This window comes from Micromonospora sp. MGP-C2 (assembly GCF_057766525.1).
In genome coordinates, this window is sequence record NZ_JBYMEN010000002.1 from 1,895,169 (window position 1) to 1,913,420 (window position 18,252).

An 18,252-nucleotide genomic window follows, 5' to 3' on the forward strand; every position below is an offset into this window, starting at 1 on the left:
CCGGTAACCCTAGGGCATCGGATCATCACGCGAGTGTGCGCGATTGTGAGAGCCGCATGGTCGGTAGCCGTCGGTGTCGAGCTGGCACCGGGTCGCCGACCGCGACCGATCGAGAGCTGCCGGCCCAGTGCGGTGGCAACAGCGCGGGCTCCCGCAGCCGCATCGGTCGATCGGGAAGCACGCCCGCGATCACCGCGCCTTGTCAGCAGCAGATCCGTGCGCCGGTGGGAGCCGTTGCGCTGATGCTGCGGAGACGTTAAATAATCCGCGCGTGGATGTTGCCGATCTGCTTGGTCGAGCTGCGGCCATGGTCCCGGCTGATGTCGTCGACGAGGCCGGCGTGACGGTGGTGGACGTGCGCGAGTACCTCGACCACGACGAGTGGGAGGTCGCGCTCGACCTGCTTGCAGGCCTCGACACGGGTTGGCGACCGCCGACCGCGTGGTGGGATCTGCTGATCGACAGCGCCGAGCTGATGTGGCTTCCCGATGCCGCCGCGTGGTGCCGCTGGGGTCGGTGGGAAAGCATCCACGGAATCGTCCGCGCCGAGTTACGGCTCCTATCGGCCACCGAGGGTGGCCGGCGAACACCGATCCCGGGCAAGGGCGTCCTCCGACCGCTGTGGGACCTCGGCCGGCTTACTGCTGCGGGCAACCCTGATCTGCTCGTGGCACGCGTCTGGGTGGAGTCCGCGCCAGCGTTGCCACCAAGCGCCACCGGTTCGGTCCGCCTGGGCCCACTGTCCCCAGAGCTTTGGCGTCACCTGCAGCCGGGCATGACGATCACCATGCACGAGGGCCGGCCCACGGTAGGAACGGCCACCATTATCGAGGCATCGAATGCGCGCTGACATTGAGAAGTGAGGACACCACCGGCTGACAGACTGACCCACGGACGCTGACGCCTTCGTAACCACTGAGAGGTCACGCCGCACCGCTCAGCCGAATTACCGCAGGTCAGATCCCTCGTCTCAGTCCGGCGTCGGTGAGCACTTCGGGCGCGGCGTATCGGCGCTCGCTCGTACTCACGGCAGCCTGAAGGGCCTGCTCAGGACGTTGCCCGTGGGATCGGTGTCTGAGATGACGGACCTGCGGCGGACCTCAGCCCGCTGACTCACGACGCTGGCTGGAAGCCATGCAGTCGGGTGCGCACCACCAGGTCGTGCAGGGCGTCCACGACTGCCGGGTCTACGTGCTCGGGCAGCGCCGAGATGTCCCGGGCCGTCTCCAACTTGGCGCGCAGCCGCGACACGTCGGTGGCGAGCCACCCTGCAAAGCCCGCGGGGAGCGGGCCATGCTCGGCCTCCCGTTTGGCGGCAATGAGATCCGGTACGTACGACAACCTCGTTCCGAGCACGGCAAGGTTCGTCTCTACGCGGCCGGTTCGCATCAGGTGGATCCCGGTGAGCAGGACCCGCAGCGTGTACAGCGCAGGCTTGAGCTGCCCGGTTTTGGCGTACACTTTCTCCTGGGTGGCCGCGAATCCGAGGTAGTGGTGCGCATGGTGACGGGTGACCAGCCGCGGGGCCGAGGAAATGAGTTCGGCGTGCACCGCAGTGGTCACAACCACCAGCGGTGACAACAGCTGCTCCAGGACGTACCCGTTGCGGCTGTTCAACAGCTTGACGAACTTCAGCAGATCGTGGCTGACCACGTCCAACTCGACACCGTCGCGCACGCTCATGTGCTGCAACGTCTGCGGACCGGTGCGCAACCCGACGACCTCCTCAGCCGGGAGCAAGTGCACGGCCCGCAAATCCAGATCGGAGTCGATGGATGCGAATCCGTACAGATGCGCACCGCTGACGGTGGCGAACAGCAGCGGACGAGGCAGGGCGCAGGCTGCCTCGGCGGCCCACGGCGGCACCTCGGTGGTCACTACAGGTTCCTTTCCCGTACGGCCGTGAGCAGCCGATCCACGTCAGCCCGCTCGGGCTGATCAGGCAACACGGTGCTTGCGGTCGCGTCGGCGAGCTCAACCAGTAGATCCGCCGTCCAAGCGGCGACCTCATCCCAGGGCAGCTCGCCGCGCCGCACCGCGAGCAGCCGGTCGCGCAGGTGACGAACGTCGACCAGCACCTCCCCGGTCCGAAGCACATGCGCCCCGGCGACCAGCAGCCGGATCATATGCATGGCCTGCTTGTGATTCGTCTCGCCGGTGCGCTCGCGGCGGGCCGCCACTCGTTTGAGCTGATCCCGGGCGTAGTTGCCGTAGGTCTCCGCCACCCGCCTGGACAGGAACGCCTGCCGTGCCGCCAGCAACCACTCCCCGTCGACGGTGATCGTCTCGACCAGCGGAGACCAGAGCACCTCCAGGACTGTCGGGTTGCCCTGCAGGGCCAGGACGCAGAAGCGTTCGAACTCCCAGGAGAACTGCTCCGCCGCTGGGCCGTCGAGGTGAGTGGGCGGCTTGTCGAGGTGCCAGAACGCCCGTGTGGGCGCTACATACACACCACGCCGGTCGTAGTCGGAGGCCAGGTCATGCAGCCCGTACGCCCGCGACCCGACCACAACGGCGAGAACCGTATGCCGCTCGACAAGCTCGATCACGCCCGGGACGCTACCCAATCACCGCCCGGCACGCGCCATCCTTTTCGAGCACTCCGCGTCCGTGAGGTTCGGCTCTTCGACGAAGAAGTGCTCATGGTGGTCCGGCCAGACTGCGACCCAGGCCCGTACTCGTCGCCGTAGAGCACAGATCTCGACATGGGCGGACGTCGCCGGAGTGACAACCGGGACCGCCAGTGCTGACGCCTTCGGGTCCATCGAAGAGGTCTCACAGCAGGAAGCCCTGGACAGAAGGTTGCTGGTGGGATTGAAAGGTCAGGACGTCTCGAAAAGCACGGCTGGCACTCCTCCGCCGCTCGAGCGGGCCTCAGCCGCCTCCGGATGGTCGTGTTCCGCCCATCCCGCGCGACGCCAGAAGCCGTCCGAGGTTTCGTCCAGGGAGAGCGCCACATACGGGCCCGGGATCGCCTTCTTTATCAGCCCTAGGACGCTGCGGCCCAGTCCTCTGCCACGAAGGTCAGCACGGACCTCAATGAGATCGACCTCGGTTGCTCCACCGCGTGGGACGCGGCGGGTGGGGTATGCCGCGCCCACGAGTGATCGGAGCTTGATCTGCGCACGGGCGATCTCACCCAGATCAGGGACTCTGAAGCTGCACCAGATGAGAGGTCCCCGCACAAGGGTCGAAGTCCACCACGCTGGGTTGAAGCCTGCCACCGCCGCAAACGGCTTCTGGGCCAGCGTCGTGGAGTCATGGTGTGTCAATTCAAGTCGCACGGGAATGATCCTCGCATTCCGCCATGGCGGAGGGCTGGTCAGAGCTGGCGCGATTAGTCATGTGATTCCCGGCCGGCTATAGCGAGTTACTGTCGACGGACAGCCGCTTGAGCATCCCGGCGGTCGCGACGATCAGCATCTCGGCGTCCTCCCGTGTGTACTCGAAGTCCTGCGTCACCTCGTCCTTGTGGCCCGCGCCGCTCATGGTCGAGAACAGGTCCTCGACCATGAACGCCCACCGCTCGTGGTACGTCCGCTGACGAGGGGCCTTCTTTACCGCCGCGGCGAACAGCTTCTGCGTGCCGCACGCGTCACGGACCTGCTCCACGGCCTTGCGGGCCTCCACGATCGCGGGTTCGATGTTGCCCTGCCGGAGCAGCTCACGCGCCTCCCGCAGCGCCGCCACCGCGCTTGTGTAGTCCGCGCCCCTGGCCAGCGGCACTAGCAGCTCGACGAACGCCCCCGCGTCCACTGCGGCCATCTGCGACGCCCACTCGCCGGCGTTGATGTCGAACCTCAAGTCCCCCGTCCGCTGAGTCTGCAGCGGGCGCTCGAAGTCCACCTTGGCCCGTAGCAATATGTGGCCGTACTTCGGCGTCAGAAACTCCTTGATCCACGTCGTGCTGGCCGCCTTGCCATCGCGCAACGCCGCCACGTCCTCTAAGGAAATCTGCGGGGGGTGCTGGTCCGGATTGACCGAGTCAGCATGCCGCTCCACGGACGAGACCGACAGTCTCAGGTTCACCCACAGGTCCCCGCCTGCGCGCAACTGCTCGACGGCGCGCAACTGCTCGTCGGTGACGAAGCCCGACATCTGCACCTCGCCTGCCCGAACGAGCGGCGTGACCAGGTTCGCTGCGTTGAGGGCGCACAGCATCCGCTGCCGGCGCACGGCGTCCTCGACGTACATCTGGGCGTTCACCCGGTACGCGACGCCGGGAGCCAGGTCCTGCGCCTTGCTGATCCTCAGCGTCACCTCGACCTGGGCACCACCGGCGCCGGGATAGAGACGAAGGACGCGCCGGGCCGGCTCCAGCTGGAGGGAGTCTCCGTTGCCCAGATCGATGACTGCGTTCATGGCTCACCTTTTCTCTGGTGCTGGTGCTGGTGCTGCGGTGGCGCTACGCGGCGAAACCCTAGGTGACACGGACAGCGCGAGGCGAGGGCGTTATCGGCAGCGCGGGCCCGGCTCCGACGGTGCGCGCGGTGGTCTACCGGCAATCCAGCAGGGTCGTGAGACGTCGGATCCGTCAGTGCACGAGACTCGCACACCGGGGTGTCTCTTTCCATCGGCGGGGACACAGTACGTCGCTACGTCCTTGGCGTCCGGGTGGGTCGCGCTGGCCACGACGGCGGCGATGGCTTCGGCCCATTCGGCCGCGGACTCCGGCGGCTGCGGCACGGCAACCCGCGCGACCTCAGCTTCACTCCCTGGCCAGGTCTCGGGCGCGTCTGCCCCGGCCGATCCCGCGCTCGCCCCACTACGAACCATCTGCACCAGGACCGACAGGCCACTCGGCCTCGGGTCCATGCCCAGGCCGACCAGCTTCGGACCAACTCGGTGAACCGGGCAACCATGCTGACCCAATGCTGGCCGGGCAAGCAGGTGGGCGAGCCACCCCTCGAAGTACCGAACCCGCATGGACTACGGCCAGGCCGCTGCCGGTTGACGATCGGGCGACGTCGACGCGCCGGTTCTGCCGGTGCAGCGGGCACCAAGCGCCGTCGGCCCGGTGCAGCTTGGTTACCAGCTAATCGTGCCCGTACCGGCCCGGCGACAGCTCGTACACACATTGAATGTTCTGGGCGCGAAGGAGGGCTAGCAGGTCGTTCCCGGGTCGAGCCGGCAGGAGGACGGCCCGCTGAGGCGGACCGGGAATGTGGCGGCTGTAGTCCAGCAGTTGCCCGATCCCCATGCGAACAGCTTCGCGGGTGGCGACTCCCTTCGCCTCGTAGAGCACGCCGGCTGTCTGGTCGAACAGGTCGGTGTAGAGGTCGTACGGTTCGCCGGGCGGCTTGATGCGGTACCGCGTGCAGGTGTGCCCCATCGCCTCGAGGTGCGCCTGGTAGCGGGCCATGAGGTCGGCCTCGCGCTTGACGGCCACCGCACTCACCGAGCTGGAAAGCGAGTATGCACTCTTGCCGATCTTCTCGATCGGCACCGCTTCGGCGTTTCCGGCGGGTGTGACCGCTGCGGAGACGGGGACGGGTTCGGCAGTTGAGCCGGCTGGTGAAGCCCGCAAAGTGGCGAGGTGAGACCACCAGAGCCGCTCGAGCTGCTCATCGGACGGCGGGTACAGACGCTGCCCTGATCCGAGAACGTGATTCCAGTGATGTGCTGGTATCCCTGCCAGCAACTCCTCAACCGACAGGCGGTCCTCCACCGGCAGCACGGTGTCCCAGCGCAGGGCGATGTACCAGGCCTGGCGGGTCGACTCCTCCCAATGGGAGTCGGCGAAGACACTGCTCCCGGTCACGGTTCCGCTTGCGACGATGCCGCGCTCACTGTTTTGACGAAACAGGAAGACTCGGTCCCCTCGACCAAGCCCACCCCGGCGTGATCCGACACTCCACCGGCAGGAAACGGCCTTACCAGCCGCTGTACGTTTCACGTCCCGCGCATAGTGATTAGACGGATAGCCAGATTCCCCAGCGTCCCAGGTCAGGATGACGGTGATCATGATGTAAGCATCACCCGACGCGGACGGCGGTGGTATCAGACAATCGGACGCCGGCGGATGCGGATTCCGGTGCTGTAGGACATCAGCCCACGCGTCGACCTCGGATCTGATGCCGACCTTGAGTTGTTGCCGCTACATGACATGACACCCGTGAGCCGATGGACGCTTTCGTCTCACAGCTACCGGCACTACTGGGCGTCGTCGTTGGTGCCCTTGGTACAGGTCTGACGACCTTCCTGTCCACCAGAAGCCAGTGGAAACGCAGTCAGGCCGTGCGATGGGACGATCGACGAATGGAGGCTCCTGGTGGTTGTGCTCGACCGCGGCGGCGGCGATGGTGCCGGCCACAAAGGATGGTCGCCTTACGCTTCAGTCGGTATGCGGGACATCGAGGTAGCCCCTCCTAGCCCCGTCCCCCCTCATCCTTTGCCTGGGTGAGACTCTGCCGGTACTCGAGGGCCTCGGGGCTCTCGTCGTACTGCAGCAGGTTGCCGGCCAACGCCAACAGGTGCTCCTTGGCCTCCTGCGGGGTCGCGTAGAAAAACTCGCGGCGCTGGTTGATGAGGTTGACTCTCCGATCAGCCAGGCGTGCGTGCCTCTTGGCCTCGATGCCGACGGCATCCTGAGAGAAGAACAGGGCGTGTACGTCGAAGTTGAAGGGCACGGAGGCGTCGCTGAGCTCCCGTACGCGGTCGAGCGGGTCGAGGCGTCGGGTCATGCCGATCTTCACCATCTTCTCGCCGAACGCTCCGAGGTTGGAGATGACATACACATAGCCGGCCCGTACGTTAGCCGCGCGGTAGTCGACGTCCTCGATCGCGGAGTCGATCTGGGTAAGCCGCTCCTGCATCTGGGCAGCCCCATCGATATCGCCCTTGGCCTTCAGCGCGGCGAGCGCGTTGGCATAGTGCTGGCGTTCTTTGTCGAGGCGGGCCCGCTCACGATCGATCTCCTGCTGAACCCGACGCTCCTCGCGCAGCCTGGCCTTCTCCTCCCGCTCACGTTCCTTGTCCTCGGCGACCTTCGCTTGGTAGTCAGCCGTGAGTTCTAACTCCTGCAGCCGAAGGCGGTGGTAGTCCTCGGAGATGCGAATCTGCATCGTCTTACCCAGCTTGGCGATGGTGCCGGCCACCTTGGCCAAGCGCTCGGCGGCCGAGTCGAGCTTGTAGGGCTTCAGACCACGTACCAAGTTGTCCGCCTCGGCGTTGTAGGCCCGCAGCATGAGCTTGGAGAAGTCGCGAATCATCACCCGACCCTCGGTTGCGGACCCATTCACGGTCCAACTGTTCGCCGCGAGGACCGCGCCTCCTTCCCGCTTGGCCATACTCTTGATCTTGTCCTGCAGCCCAGCGAGAGCGGCTTGGTAAGCGACCGCATCCGACAGGGGGTGCTTGTACTGGTAAACGCCAGCTTCTTGGAGCAGCGCCGTCTCCTCGGTCACCACAACCTGCCGGCGAAGCTCGAGTAGCTGACAGTCGAGGTCCGCCTTCTGCGCTTGCGCGGTCGCGGCTTGGTCAGCGATCTCGCGACCCAGTCTCTCGCGGTACTGCTCTAGCTCGACCGCCGGCAACACCCCGAGGCGGTTCATCTCCGTCCGGAGATTTTGCACCTCTGCGCGAAGATGGCTCACCTCCGCAGCCAGCTCACGCGCTTTGCCACGTGCCCCGAACAAGGGAATTTCGGGACCGTCGGCACGCTGCCCAGGGGCAGGCTGCGGTGTTTGGGAAACCGTGGGAACAGGGTGTGCCGGTTGTGGCGCTGCCGCTGGCGTAGCCGAGGCTTCGGGGATCCACAGTTGCCATCCCGGCGGCGGCGATCCCCATGCCGGGTCAGGCTTCCATCCAGGGCCTGGTATCCAGCCCGTCGGCGGCGCCGGCCAGTTCGGCGGCGCATTGAAGCGATAACCCACAGCTCAACCCCCATTTGCCACCTTTGAACCGCAGACGCTAGCGCTAGAGCGTGGGGTGGGCATCAATCGCACGGACACCAAATTCCTCCTCCCAGCCGCTCGAGAGTGGCCGACTGAACAGAGGGTCAAGTCCGTGTCCGGCAGCCGGATCATGGCCATGGTCAGCATCACTCGCGTTGTCCTGCGCGCCCATCACGCCCGGCGCGCTCAGTGGAGACACGCCGCAGGTCACACCTGGCCTGACGGGCAGGTAGGGGTACTGCGAGTTGACAAGGTTTTACGTACGGTGGTCCTGCTCTCTGGAGATCAGTCCGATCGCCACCCGCAGATTGACGTGAGGAACCGAGGCACGGATGAACGACAGACGCGACCCACGCCTGTCGCTAGCAAGCCTCGATTTCCTCGGTGACGAGGCCACGCTTCAGCGACACGTCGAACAGATACGGCGGGAGAGGGGACACCTCTCACGGACGGGCGGTTTCCGCGGATCCGACGCCACCGGATCGGTCTCCGTGGTCATCGACCCGTGACGCCGCGTGGAAACCGTCACGGTCGGCCGTGAGTGGCGCAGCGAGGTTGGCGCGGCTCGGTTCCCAGCCGTGCTCTTCGAGGCCTACACCGCTGCCGTCGGCGCCGCACTGGAGCAGGCCGCCTTGACGGAACTTCAGCAGGGGCAGGCTCCGCCAACATCGCCACGCCGAACGGTGCAGGCGGCCCGGGAGCTCGACGAGGATGTGTGGTCGCGGGCGACCCGGCGCACGCTGCAGGGCCTCGACGCGGAGCTGGATCGGGTGGCACAGCTGCGCGTTTCCCCGGTCGAGCAGGTCATGACCAGCCCCAACGGTTGTCTGACGTTGCGGATTCGCGCGAACAGCATTGTCGGTATCACCGGCGACACGGGACGGATCGCCCGTGCCGACGCCGGTCAGCTGCAGTTCGAAGCACAGTCCGTCCTTCGCGCCGTCGACCTAGCAGGGGCAGATCAACACGACCTTGAGGAGTGGCCAGGTGGATGAGCTAAACGTCATCACCGACGCGTTGCGTACCGAGGGCGGCAAGTGGTTGCAGCTGTCCGACAGCGCAGCCGCCATCAAGGGCGCCGCTGAGCGGCTGAGCTTGGACGCCTCCGCTTTCTACATCGGCGACGCCAACGCCGGCGTCCATTCAGCCGCGTACCGCGACTTCCACGCCTTCATGGTCGGCATCCTCACGGGTGCGGCGACGGAGTTTGAGCAGGTCGGTGAAGCCCTTCGTCGCGTCGCCGACGCCTACGACCAGGCCGACGAGGTGATCTCGCTCGACCTCAACACGATCTACGAAGCCTAAGCACGGACGTTACGACCCGGAAGGATCCAAGCCGATGCAGCCCGCACCGCCGGACCTGGAATACGGCGAGCCGTTCAACAAGGCCTTCGACCAGATCCGCGTCGGCGTGGACCTTGCGGTCGAGGGGTTCAACGACGTCGTCTCGCAGGTCAACGAATGGGCGTGGCTCATCGGCCCGGCGGCGCTGCTGTGGATCAAGTACAACATCGACGCCGCGCGCCGCGGGCTGCGGGAGGTCATGGATCGAGTTGATCACGCCCTAGAACACCAGCTGCCGGTGCTGTCGCTCATTTCGATGAGCTTCCGGTGGGTCACCGAGGTGAAGACACCCGTCTCCCAGCTGTCGTTCGCGATCAGCGAGCCAGTCGACCAGAACCTGGTTAAGTGGACCGGCGACGCGGCACGTGCCTACGCCGACAAGGCTGTCAAACAGCGGGCGGCGGTTGACGAGTCCGTTCTCAAGGCGGAGTTCATCAGTCAGTGGCTGTTCAAGATCGCTAGGGCCAACGTCGACTACGCGGTCGAGCTAGCGTCGATCGTCACCAAGCTGGCGGGTAAGTTCGCCCAGGCCGCCGTCGACGCGACGACGGTCATCAACATTCCCTGGGCCATCGACACGTTGGCGGAGTCTGTCGGCGATATCGTCACCGCGGGGTTGGACACCCTCCTGCAGGTCGGTGAGCGTTTCGTTGACGCGTTGGGTAACGTCCGGGACATCGCGACGCAGGTCGGTGACTACTCCAAGCTTCCCGGCGGCCGTTGGCCCGAGGCCGTCCGCGGGTAGAGCCTGTCGTCAGGCGTGCGGCACGGCGGTGAAGGTCGCCTTGAGGATCGCCAGTGCTTTCGCGGCGAGTACCTCTTTAGGCAGGTAGGAATCGCCGCCGACCGCGAGCCAGACCTTCACCACCAGGTTGGCGCCGCGGGCGTGGACCATGTACTCGGTGTACTTGAAGCCAGGGTCCGATCGCTTGACGAATGCCTCGGCCTGCTCGCCGAGGCCGGCGACGGGGCCGTCCGCCGTCATGCCTGTCACCTGCTGGGTCGCCGTGTAGAGGCGTCCGGCCTCCTCGGCGCTCGTCAACGAGCTGGCTTCGACCAGTAGGTTCGCCTGGTGGTCGTCCGCGGTGCGCATCTCGAACAGGCACGACGACCCCGGCCGCCCCAGCGGCGGCTTCGGATCAGTACGAGCGACCTTCACCGATAGGTCCGCCAGGGGTGCCAGGTCGGTGCGCCGGCACAGGTCGAGGTTGGTGGCGTCGTACAAGGGCTCAACAGCGGGCGCCGGACTACTCGTGGCGGGAACACCAACGAGCGGCGAGGTGGTGACGGCACGCGGCCTCGCTGATCCGCCGTCGCCACACCCTCCGGTAACCGCGAGCGTTACCAGAAGGCCGACAACCAGCGCCCGATTCCGGGACCGAGCTTCCACACCGTTGACCATACCGCCAGCTGCGCCAGGCAATCGCCCGTGCGGGTTGCCCTTATCGTCGAGGCATGCCCCACGAGACCATTGAATCTGTCGCTCACTCCCGCGCCATCACCGCGGCGGCGGTTCTGCAGCAACTGGTCGATTTACGCGCCTACCCTCACCGGCATCTTGCCGTGGTCGCCTACGCCGCTGGCGGAGACAACATCAGCCAGGCCCTCGCCGCCGCCGACCACCTCAGCCACACAGGATGGGAACTCATCACCCTGACGCAGGTTGGGGGCAGCAGAACGCTGCACGCGATCATGCGACGCAGGTGAGCCAGCAGGGCCAGGACAGCGCACCCGACTGTTCGGCCGTCACGAGCAGCTCGACACCCAGGGCGGATCCAGAACTTATAAGGCTGTCATCTCGGATTGTCGACCTGGACCAACGCAGCCCGCAACCGGACTGTGAATCTTAGAGGGCTAAAGATCGTCGGGCCACCAGTGTGGGTCGAGGCTTTTGCCGTGGCCTTCAGGACATCGCCCGTAGCCGGTGCTGGAGACGTTCCAGTGGTGGTAGCAGTACGGGGCGTCGCACTGGCCGCAGAATCCCGCGTCGTCGTAGAAGCCCGCGGAGGTCACGGCGGCGTACCGGTACGGCCGGGCGAAGGCGTCAACTATCCGTTGCGCCTCTGCCAGATCCACCGGCCGGCCGGAGCCGTTGCCCGCCACGATCCCGGAAAACAGCAACCACCATTGCTGGTCGCTGTAACGCTGTCGTGCGGCGGTGTAGGCGTCGCGCTGCGGCGCTGACCAGCCCTGCCAGTCCACCGGTTCGGAGGCGGGCGCGACGAGTTCGACGTGGGCTGCCGGTCGCCCACACACCGCGCACGATGGTTCCGCGACGAAGGCCTGAAGCATGGCTCTCATCCTCCCCTGCTCGTTAGGCGACCACGCGCAGTCGTCGGACGGTATCGCTGGCACCGTTCGGCTGGGTGGTTTCCCACCGCCGTTGAAGGGCGTCGACGACGGTGTCGATCATTGGCTCGGTGACGTGGCTGTAGATGCCCCGTACACCGGCGAGGCGGTGACCGAGGCGGCGGGCTTGGGCGATCTCGGGGATGCCGTCCTCGATGAGCCAGGTCTTGTGGGTGTGGCGCAGGTCGTGGAAGTGCATGCCGGGCAGGACCGGCGGTATGCCCCGTTCGGGTTTGCCGGCGACGGCGGGGGCCCAGGCGCGACGGTTGAAGTTAGAGCGCCGCTGGTGATGTCCGCGAGCTCCGGGGAAGACGATGTCGTGGGGTCGTTTGGCGAGGTGGACGGCGAGGAGGGTGGTCAGGAAGCGGGGCAGCCGGATGTGGCGGACGGAGTCGTTGGTCTTGGGTGGGCCGAGGAACAGCTTGCCTTCGACCTCGTGTAGCGCGCCGACGTCGGGGTGCACGTGGATGCTGCCGGTGGTGAGGTCGACGTTGTCTCGGGTGAGGCCGGTGAGATCTCCCCACCGCATGCCGGTGTAGGCGGCGGTGAGGATGAGCAGCCCGTCGCTGGGGCGCGCTTGGCGGGCGACGATCGCGGCGACCTGCTCGGCGGTGGCATGCGGCCGCTCCGCGCGGATGCCTTTGGGAATGCGGACTCCCCGACAGGGGTTGAAGGGAACGCGTCTGTCTTCGACGGGCCTCTTGCAAAACCATCGACAGGACCATGATCACGTCAGCGACCGATCGTGGTGACAGGCGTTTGCCCAAGGCGACGGCGAGGGTCTTGACGTGTTGGCGGCGGATGTCGACCAGGGGCAGCGGGCCGAGGGCGGGCAGGATGTGCAGCCGTAGGTGGCTGCGGTAGGCGGCCCACGTGGCGGGGCCCGCTTGGTGGGTCGTTTCCCAGATCGGGACCCAGTCGGCGAGGGGGATGCGTCCGCCGCGGGGGTCGATGTAGGTGTCGCGGGCCGCCTCGACGTCGATTTCTTTGGCGCGGATGACGGCGTCGGCGCGCAGGTCGTGCGATGAGTCGGTGGTGACGGTGCCGTCGGGCATGCGCAGGCGTACACGGAATCGGGTACCGCGCTTTTCCACCCAGGCCATGGGTTTACTCCGATCAGTTCCGGTCCGGTGTGGTGGTGATGGACGCGTGACTTCCCGGCGTTGGCAAGTCGCTGGCGCGGCCCGATGGTCGAGGTGTGCGCCTGCGTGTGGTGGCGGGTTGCGCGGCGGCGGCGATGATCGCGGTGAGGTCGTCGGCGGAGAAGCGCAGGTGTTTGCCGAGGAAGGTGCGCGGGATTTGGCGGCGGGCGGCGCGGCGGCGGAGCCAGGACTCCGGGACGCGCAGCAGGGCGGCGGCTTCGGCCGGTGTGTAGAGGTGCGGCTCGTCCTTCTCGCGGGGACCGGCGCGGTGTGCGGATGAGGGCGTGGCCGGCGCAGGCCGGCGTCGGGTGCGGTTCGGATCGGGATGCATATCGAGGTCTCTTTCGGGCTTGCGGCGGTGCGGGGTCACCGTGGTGGCTCCTCGCGGGGCGAAGAAGGCTGTGGTCGCGAGGAGCCACCACGGTGTGGTGGGTCAGTGGTGTCGGCAGAGCAGGAGCCGTAGGGCGGTCGCTGCTTGGGCGGGGACGACGCCGTTTCCCAGGACACGCAGCGCGCCGGTGCGGGGCAGCCCGAGGGTCGGGTGGGTGACCCATTGCGTGGGCAGGCCCATGAGCCACTCGACGAATGGTGGGGCGAGCACGGGTTTTCCGTGCTGACCGGGTTGGGTGGGGGCCGGAGCGGGCCGGCCGATCAGGAGTTCCCAACGGGCGATGGCGTCGGCGTAGACGCCCCACTGGGTGTCATCGGGGTGCCCGAGGATGGCGCGGTTCAGGTGGTTAACGGTGGTGCGCAGGTCGGCCCCGCCGTCGCCGTGACGGCCCGGCCCTCGGGAGTCGGATGCGGTGGGGGTGGGCAGGCGCACCGTCGCGGACGGCAGGGTGAGGTCACCGCGGGAGCCGCGTTGTGCGGGGCAGCCTTTGTGTCCGTCGGTGGCGCGGGGCGTGGGGAGGAGTACTTGTGACAGTGGTGGTCGGAATCCCTGCCCGGCGCGGCGGCCTGGGGTGCCGGTGTCGCTGGCGCGGGGTGTGGGCAGCAGGAGGCGGTGTTGGGTGCCGCCGGGTTCGATGACGTCGGGGAGCCCGTGCTGGTGGCCGGGTCCTTTCCCGTCACGGGCGCAGGGGGTGGGCAGTGTCCGCGGCGTCTTCCCCGCCTGGGGTGGGGGTGGCAAGCAGGAACAGGCGGTCGCGTCGGTGGGCGGCGCCGATGTCGGATGCGCGTAGGCATAGCCAGCTCGTGTCGTACCCGAGCGCGGCCAGGTCGGCGTGGACGACGTCGAGGCCGCGCCGGAGCAGGGCGGCGACGTTTTCCACGAAGACGAGCGGTGGTCGAAGGACGCGAATGGCGTCGGCGACGCTGGTCCAGAGGCTGGAGTGTTCGCCGCTGATTCCGGCGCGGACTGGTGCAACGCACGTATTCGTGACCGGTCGTATTCGTCCGCGTCCCGGGCCAGCAGTGTCGGCCTACGGCTTCGAGTGCAGAGCCGGGTACGCCACCGAGTACACGGCAGCTATCGGCATCTGCGAGTGTGGCTGCGGCTCGCTGCCGAGCTTGCTCTGCAACGATCAACTACCGTCAGTCATGCTGGTCGACCCGGCGGCGTCCGGATCTAGCCGATGTGAGTGCAAAATTCCCTTGCTCAACTTGCCCGATCCGCAACGATCTGGACTGTGTTCTCGTTGCCGGGATACTCGGCCTGAAGGTCGCCGTCAAACAAGCGCCAGCAGAAGTCGTTCATCCGGGCGGCGGCGGGGGCATGTCTGGCGATGATTTCCCCTATGGGCGGCGGCAGGTCCGGTGGGATATCGCCGGCCGCGCATCGGCGCACGAACTGGTTGCGTGCGACGGGACCGCTGCCGACCGGCACGGGCACCCCGCATACTGAGGTGACAAGCCAGTTCACCAACCGCATTGAGGCATAGTCGGCATCGTGACCAGCATTGCGGGCAGCGAAGTGGCGCTCGGCGTCCGACAGGTCGAAGCGCGGCGAGGTGGCGAGCCCGAAGTCGACGAGGTAGAGCCGCTTCTTGTCGGCCCGGATGTTGCCGAAGTGTCCGTCCAAGTGCAGCATCTCGCGGTGACGCAGGAACGCCACTATCTCAAACAGTTGCCGCTCGACCGCCGCGGCTCTGCCGACCGGGTCGCTCAGCCAGCGAGGCAGTTCGTCGGGGAGATGTTCGAGGAACAGTACGAGGCTCGCGGTGGCGCCCGCCAGCGCTTCGAACCGCGCACGCACGGCCTGGTGACCGCCGAACTGGGCGACGACGGCGTCGATGTCGAGGTGCTCAGCCGCGACCGGCGGGCGACCGGGCAGCACCCGCCAGTGGTGCAGTAACGGGAACGATTCCGCCTCGCCAGCGAGTACGCCCTCAGTGACGCTCTGGTTCGCGGCTAGCTCGCGCCACGCGCCGAAGCCCGGGCCAGCAAGGCGGTACATGCCGTATTGCCAATGGACTGGCATCCCGAACAGGTTCGCGGTGCTGTGCTGATGAGCCAGCTCTCGGTCGGTGATCGGGACCCGCTTGACGAACACGGGCACACCGTCGATGTCGGCGATCGAAGAGCTGCCGCCCACGCCCACACCCTTGAGTGACGCGTCCCGCACCAACGCTGCCAGTTCACCATCAGTGCGGCCGGCCAGCAGCGCCGCGACGTCGTCATGGCGGGAACGTCGCGTGAGGAACATCGCTGCATCATGCCATCGAGCGACAGCCCTTTGACACGGTGCGAAGCGGTCTCCTTCAGGCAAGTTGATGGGCCCGATTGGACAGTGACGATTCTGGACGGGTTCGGAAGAACGCTGGCAGGGCGCTATGACAACTCCCTGTAATGCCGCGATTCGGGCGACGGCCCACGTCCACCGGTTACTCATCGTAAGCAACGGACGTGCGTCGCTGGGGCGACCGGCGCCGCAAGGTCCCCAGCGCCACTCGCCCAGGCATCTGCACATTTGGCGTACCTGGCTCCGCACCGGCACCCGTACGCCGACAAGCAGGGGCTATGTCGTGTCGGCTCGGGCTTGGAGGTAGTGGGTCCAGTCGCGGCTGGTGAGGCGGTTCCACTTGTGGGTGGTGCTGGCGCTCATGCCGAGGAGGTCGGCGAGCACGGCGGCGTTGCGGCCGAGGTGGGCTGTGATCCCGTTGCGGGTGAGAGTTCGGCTCAGTGCTTGCAGGGTGATTGGGGTGGTGGCTGGCCGGCCGGGGAAGAGCAGGTGCGCCTCGTGGTTGGAGAGAACTGGGATCGAGGCAGGCCGGCCGCGGTCGTTGATGAGCTTGGCGACGATCGCCGCGACCTTCGGTGGCAGCGGGATTGGTTGCTTGCCGAGCGTGATGCCGGTTGGTACGTCCTTGCTGAAGGTGACGTCGGTCGTGGTCAGGTTGAGCACGCGTGCGAGTGCGACGCCGAAGAGCAGGATCAGGGCGCCGGCGACGCGGGCTTTGATGGGCATGCTGGTGTCGTCGAGGCATCGGCGCAGCTGCGCCCAACGCTGCTCGTCGGTGAGAAAGCGGCTGGGCAGGCTGGAGGGTCGGTTGGGAACGTCGAGCGCGGTGGTCAGGCGACGCTGGTTGGTCCACTTGATGAATGGTCGTAGGTGCCGGGCAGCTGGTCCGGTGTCGATCCATTGGTCGATGTGCTGCTGGTTGATCGTTGTCAGGCTGAGGCCGTGCGTGTCGAGCCAGGCGAGGAACGCGACGGCGGTGTGGATGTAGCGGCGGTCTTTGGCCGCGGCCTGGACGGTGCGCGGGCCGAACTGGTGTGAGCGGCGCCGGGCGCGGTGCAGCACGTGCCAGAGGCCGAACGGCTGCACGAACTGACGGTGCTCGGGCGGTAGCCCGATAAGGGTCTGGTTAAGCCAGGTCCGGGTGCGCTCGAGATGCTCATCGCGGGCCGGGAGCACGTCGGCGAGGACGAGCAGTTTGCGGAGATAGTGCAGGTGCTGGACGGCGGGGAGCTCATCGAGGAGTTCGTGGCTGAGGTCGTCGGGGTGAGCGGCGAGGAAGGCGAAGAGCGTGCGGGTGCGGGACCGGCGAATCCAGGTGAGGACGGATTCGGGGCGGTCGGTGTTGGTGAGTGCGGCGCGCAGCGGTCGCAGCCGGGCCGCGATCGTGCCATGATCATCGGTGAGGAGGTCGCTGACGCGTTCGTCGAGCACGCACCAGGCGCAGCGCTGGTCGGCGTAGGTGTGGCCGGCGCGCCCGCATCCGGTGCAGGTGTAATCGCCTGCTCCGGCGCACGGGCCGCAGATCCGAGCGCCGCCAGCGTCGGTGCCGGTGAGGACGCGGGTCTCGGCGCAGTTCGGGCAGCGCGCTGGGTGGTTGCGGATGATGTTGTAGCAGGACGAGCAGACCGGGCCGATCGGCCAGACGGCTTGGACGGTGCGTCGTCGTTGGCAGCCGGCGCACTGACGCAGTGGACGTGGAAGGCAGCCCTCGCAACGGAACCCGCTATGAGGCGTCTTGCGGCCGGGGCGGAATCGCCCGCATCGGCTGCAGGTGCCTTCAGCGCCGCGGTAGCAGCCGTTGCACAGATCTAGTTGGTCCGTGGTCGCGCGCCGGTCGATGAGGCGTGAGCGCCCGCACCGGCCGCAGACACGTCGTGGTCGATGCCGTTCCCGGTAGCAGGCCGGACACACCGGTCCGGCATCGGTGATCTTCTGGGTCCATGCGAGAGCGCCGCAGTCGGCGCAGGCGCGCAATGGCCTGCCCTGAGCCTGGCAGCGTTGACAGCGCAGTGAATCGTCGTCTTTGCATATGATCAGGCGCTGGACCCGGCCGCAGCGCGTGCACGGGCCGACGCGCTCCGGGTCAGGATTGCGGCGCCGGCAGTTGCCGCAGATCCCGGTCTGCGTGCCAGCGTGCGTGATCCGCTTGATCTCCTTGCAGATCTCGCACCGGCGAACGTAACGCCGGTGCGCGCACGGCGTGCAGATCCGTCCGTCGTCCTGCCGATGCGACAACACGCGCGTTCGCCGGCCGCACGCGGCGCAGGCAGTTGCTGGAAGGTCGTAGCCCTCGACGTCGAGGATCGCGAACAGCTTCAGCAGCTGCAGCGGGCCGCTGCGGGCGGGAGTGATCCCGTGCGCGCTGAGGTGATCCTCCAGGGCCCAGAGCGACACCGGGGCCGTGACTCGCGCGGCCTCCATCGCCGCGTGAGCCGTGCTCGCGGTCAGCCCGGGGACCAGGGCGGTCAGCCGGGCGACGACCCGGTCAGCGAGGAAAGGGTCAGGCTCCCGGCGTTGGCGGATGCGGGTCACGGCGCCGGCTCTGGGCGGCGGATGGTGCTGCGCCGCGCGGTCGGCGCCGGCCCGCCTGCCGTCGCTGTCTTCCGGGTGCGTTCCTCGGTCGCCTCGACCTCGATGAGGTCGTTGGGCTGGCAGCCCAGGATGTCGCACAACGCGGCGAGCGTCTCCATGCTCAACCGTTGTGGCGGCTGGGTCACCAGCCGGAACACCTGCTCACGTGACAGATGAACGCCTCGTTCGACCAGCAGTGGCACCAACTCGGTGGTCGCGAACATGCCCCGTTCGGCCATGCGCAGCCGCAGCTGCCAACGGATCCCCATCG

19 protein-coding genes and 1 pseudogene are annotated in these 18,252 nt (G+C 67.1%); 5 read left to right on the plus strand and 15 right to left on the minus strand.

The window, feature by feature from the left end:
* Positions 1-271 precede the first annotated feature (271 nt).
* Positions 272-850 carry a hypothetical protein gene (locus AC3CF1_RS08315; protein WP_488449991.1) on the plus strand — a complete coding sequence of 193 codons (579 nt, stop codon included), beginning with the start codon at positions 272-274 and terminating at the stop codon, positions 848-850.
* Positions 851-1,113: 263 nt separating this feature from the next.
* On the opposite strand, the gene AC3CF1_RS08320 is transcribed toward AC3CF1_RS08315, so the two are convergent.
* The 5 genes from AC3CF1_RS08320 to AC3CF1_RS08340 all read right to left on the minus strand — a co-directional run bounded on the left by AC3CF1_RS08320 (position 1,114) and on the right by AC3CF1_RS08340 (position 7,595).
* Positions 1,114-1,878 carry a nucleotidyltransferase domain-containing protein gene (locus AC3CF1_RS08320; RefSeq protein ID WP_488449992.1) on the minus strand — a complete coding sequence of 255 codons (765 nt, stop codon included), beginning with the start codon at positions 1,876-1,878 and terminating at the stop codon, positions 1,114-1,116.
* On the minus strand, positions 1,878-2,549 hold the full coding sequence (locus AC3CF1_RS08325) for a nucleotidyltransferase domain-containing protein (RefSeq protein ID WP_488449993.1): 672 nt from the start codon (positions 2,547-2,549) through the stop codon (positions 1,878-1,880). The genes AC3CF1_RS08320 and AC3CF1_RS08325 overlap by 1 nt, the downstream gene beginning before the upstream one ends.
* A gap of 811 nt (positions 2,550-3,360) precedes the next feature.
* Positions 3,361-4,362 carry a hypothetical protein gene (locus AC3CF1_RS08330; protein ID WP_488449994.1) on the minus strand — a complete coding sequence of 334 codons (1,002 nt, stop codon included), beginning with the start codon at positions 4,360-4,362 and terminating at the stop codon, positions 3,361-3,363.
* Between the two features lie 673 nt (positions 4,363-5,035).
* The gene (locus tag AC3CF1_RS08335) at positions 5,036-5,965 is read right to left on the minus strand and encodes a hypothetical protein (RefSeq protein ID WP_488449995.1); all 930 of its coding nucleotides are present in this window, start codon (positions 5,963-5,965) and stop codon (positions 5,036-5,038) included.
* A 403-nt stretch (positions 5,966-6,368) separates the two neighbouring features.
* The gene (locus AC3CF1_RS08340; protein WP_488449996.1) at positions 6,369-7,595 is read right to left on the minus strand and encodes an SNIPE associated domain-containing protein; all 1,227 of its coding nucleotides are present in this window, start codon (positions 7,593-7,595) and stop codon (positions 6,369-6,371) included.
* 815 nt (positions 7,596-8,410) lie between these two features.
* Between AC3CF1_RS08340 and AC3CF1_RS08345 the strand changes: the two genes are divergently transcribed.
* Genes AC3CF1_RS08345 through AC3CF1_RS08355 form a run of 3 tightly spaced genes read left to right on the plus strand, consistent with a single transcriptional unit; the run spans position 8,411 to position 9,984 of the window.
* Entirely contained in the window at positions 8,411-8,890 is a 480-nt protein-coding gene (locus tag AC3CF1_RS08345; RefSeq protein ID WP_488449997.1) for a hypothetical protein, read from the plus strand.
* Entirely contained in the window at positions 8,883-9,200 is a 318-nt protein-coding gene (locus AC3CF1_RS08350) for a hypothetical protein (protein ID WP_488449998.1), read from the plus strand. Before AC3CF1_RS08345 ends, AC3CF1_RS08350 begins: the two co-directional genes overlap by 8 nt.
* 34 nt (positions 9,201-9,234) lie before the next feature.
* On the plus strand, positions 9,235-9,984 hold the full coding sequence (locus AC3CF1_RS08355) for a hypothetical protein (RefSeq protein WP_488449999.1): 750 nt from the start codon (positions 9,235-9,237) through the stop codon (positions 9,982-9,984).
* Between the two features lie 9 nt (positions 9,985-9,993).
* Here AC3CF1_RS08355 and AC3CF1_RS08360 read toward each other — a convergent pair whose 3' ends face one another.
* On the minus strand, positions 9,994-10,464 hold the full coding sequence (locus tag AC3CF1_RS08360) for a hypothetical protein (protein ID WP_488450000.1): 471 nt from the start codon (positions 10,462-10,464) through the stop codon (positions 9,994-9,996).
* 230 nt (positions 10,465-10,694) lie between these two features.
* Here AC3CF1_RS08360 and AC3CF1_RS08365 point away from each other — a divergent pair, with 230 nt between their 5' ends.
* Complete coding sequence (locus tag AC3CF1_RS08365) at positions 10,695-10,946, plus strand: transcriptional regulator (protein WP_488450001.1); 252 nt, start codon at positions 10,695-10,697, stop codon at positions 10,944-10,946.
* Between the two features lie 147 nt (positions 10,947-11,093).
* Here AC3CF1_RS08365 and AC3CF1_RS08370 read toward each other — a convergent pair whose 3' ends face one another.
* From AC3CF1_RS08370 to AC3CF1_RS08410, 9 genes and pseudogenes are all read right to left on the minus strand, one after another.
* The gene (locus AC3CF1_RS08370) at positions 11,094-11,540 is read right to left on the minus strand and encodes a hypothetical protein (RefSeq protein ID WP_488450002.1); all 447 of its coding nucleotides are present in this window, start codon (positions 11,538-11,540) and stop codon (positions 11,094-11,096) included.
* A 13-nt stretch (positions 11,541-11,553) separates the two neighbouring features.
* Positions 11,554-12,237, minus strand: coding sequence for a tyrosine-type recombinase/integrase (locus AC3CF1_RS08375; RefSeq protein ID WP_488452049.1), 684 nt, complete (start codon positions 12,235-12,237; stop codon positions 11,554-11,556).
* Between the two features lie 190 nt (positions 12,238-12,427).
* A pseudogene (locus AC3CF1_RS08380) lies at positions 12,428-12,691 on the minus strand (site-specific integrase); the annotation flags it as partial.
* 13 nt (positions 12,692-12,704) lie between these two features.
* The gene (locus AC3CF1_RS08385) at positions 12,705-13,100 is read right to left on the minus strand and encodes a helix-turn-helix domain-containing protein (RefSeq protein ID WP_488450003.1); all 396 of its coding nucleotides are present in this window, start codon (positions 13,098-13,100) and stop codon (positions 12,705-12,707) included.
* A 63-nt stretch (positions 13,101-13,163) separates the two neighbouring features.
* A complete protein-coding gene (locus AC3CF1_RS08390) occupies positions 13,164-13,553 on the minus strand; it encodes a hypothetical protein (protein WP_488450004.1) in 390 nt (129 codons plus the stop codon).
* A gap of 244 nt (positions 13,554-13,797) precedes the next feature.
* Positions 13,798-14,121: a DNA cytosine methyltransferase gene (locus AC3CF1_RS08395; protein ID WP_488452050.1), complete on the minus strand. Its 324-nt coding sequence runs from the start codon at positions 14,119-14,121 to the stop codon at positions 13,798-13,800.
* 206 nt (positions 14,122-14,327) lie between these two features.
* The gene (locus AC3CF1_RS08400) at positions 14,328-15,374 is read right to left on the minus strand and encodes a serine/threonine protein phosphatase (RefSeq protein WP_488450005.1); all 1,047 of its coding nucleotides are present in this window, start codon (positions 15,372-15,374) and stop codon (positions 14,328-14,330) included.
* Positions 15,375-15,686: 312 nt separating this feature from the next.
* Positions 15,687-17,942 (minus strand): hypothetical protein, encoded by a 2,256-nt coding sequence (locus AC3CF1_RS08405; RefSeq protein WP_488450006.1) that lies wholly within the window; start codon positions 17,940-17,942, stop codon positions 15,687-15,689.
* Positions 17,939-18,250: a helix-turn-helix domain-containing protein gene (locus AC3CF1_RS08410; RefSeq protein ID WP_167493858.1), complete on the minus strand. Its 312-nt coding sequence runs from the start codon at positions 18,248-18,250 to the stop codon at positions 17,939-17,941. Before AC3CF1_RS08410 ends, AC3CF1_RS08405 begins: the two co-directional genes overlap by 4 nt.
* Between the last annotated feature and the right edge of the window lie 2 nt (positions 18,251-18,252).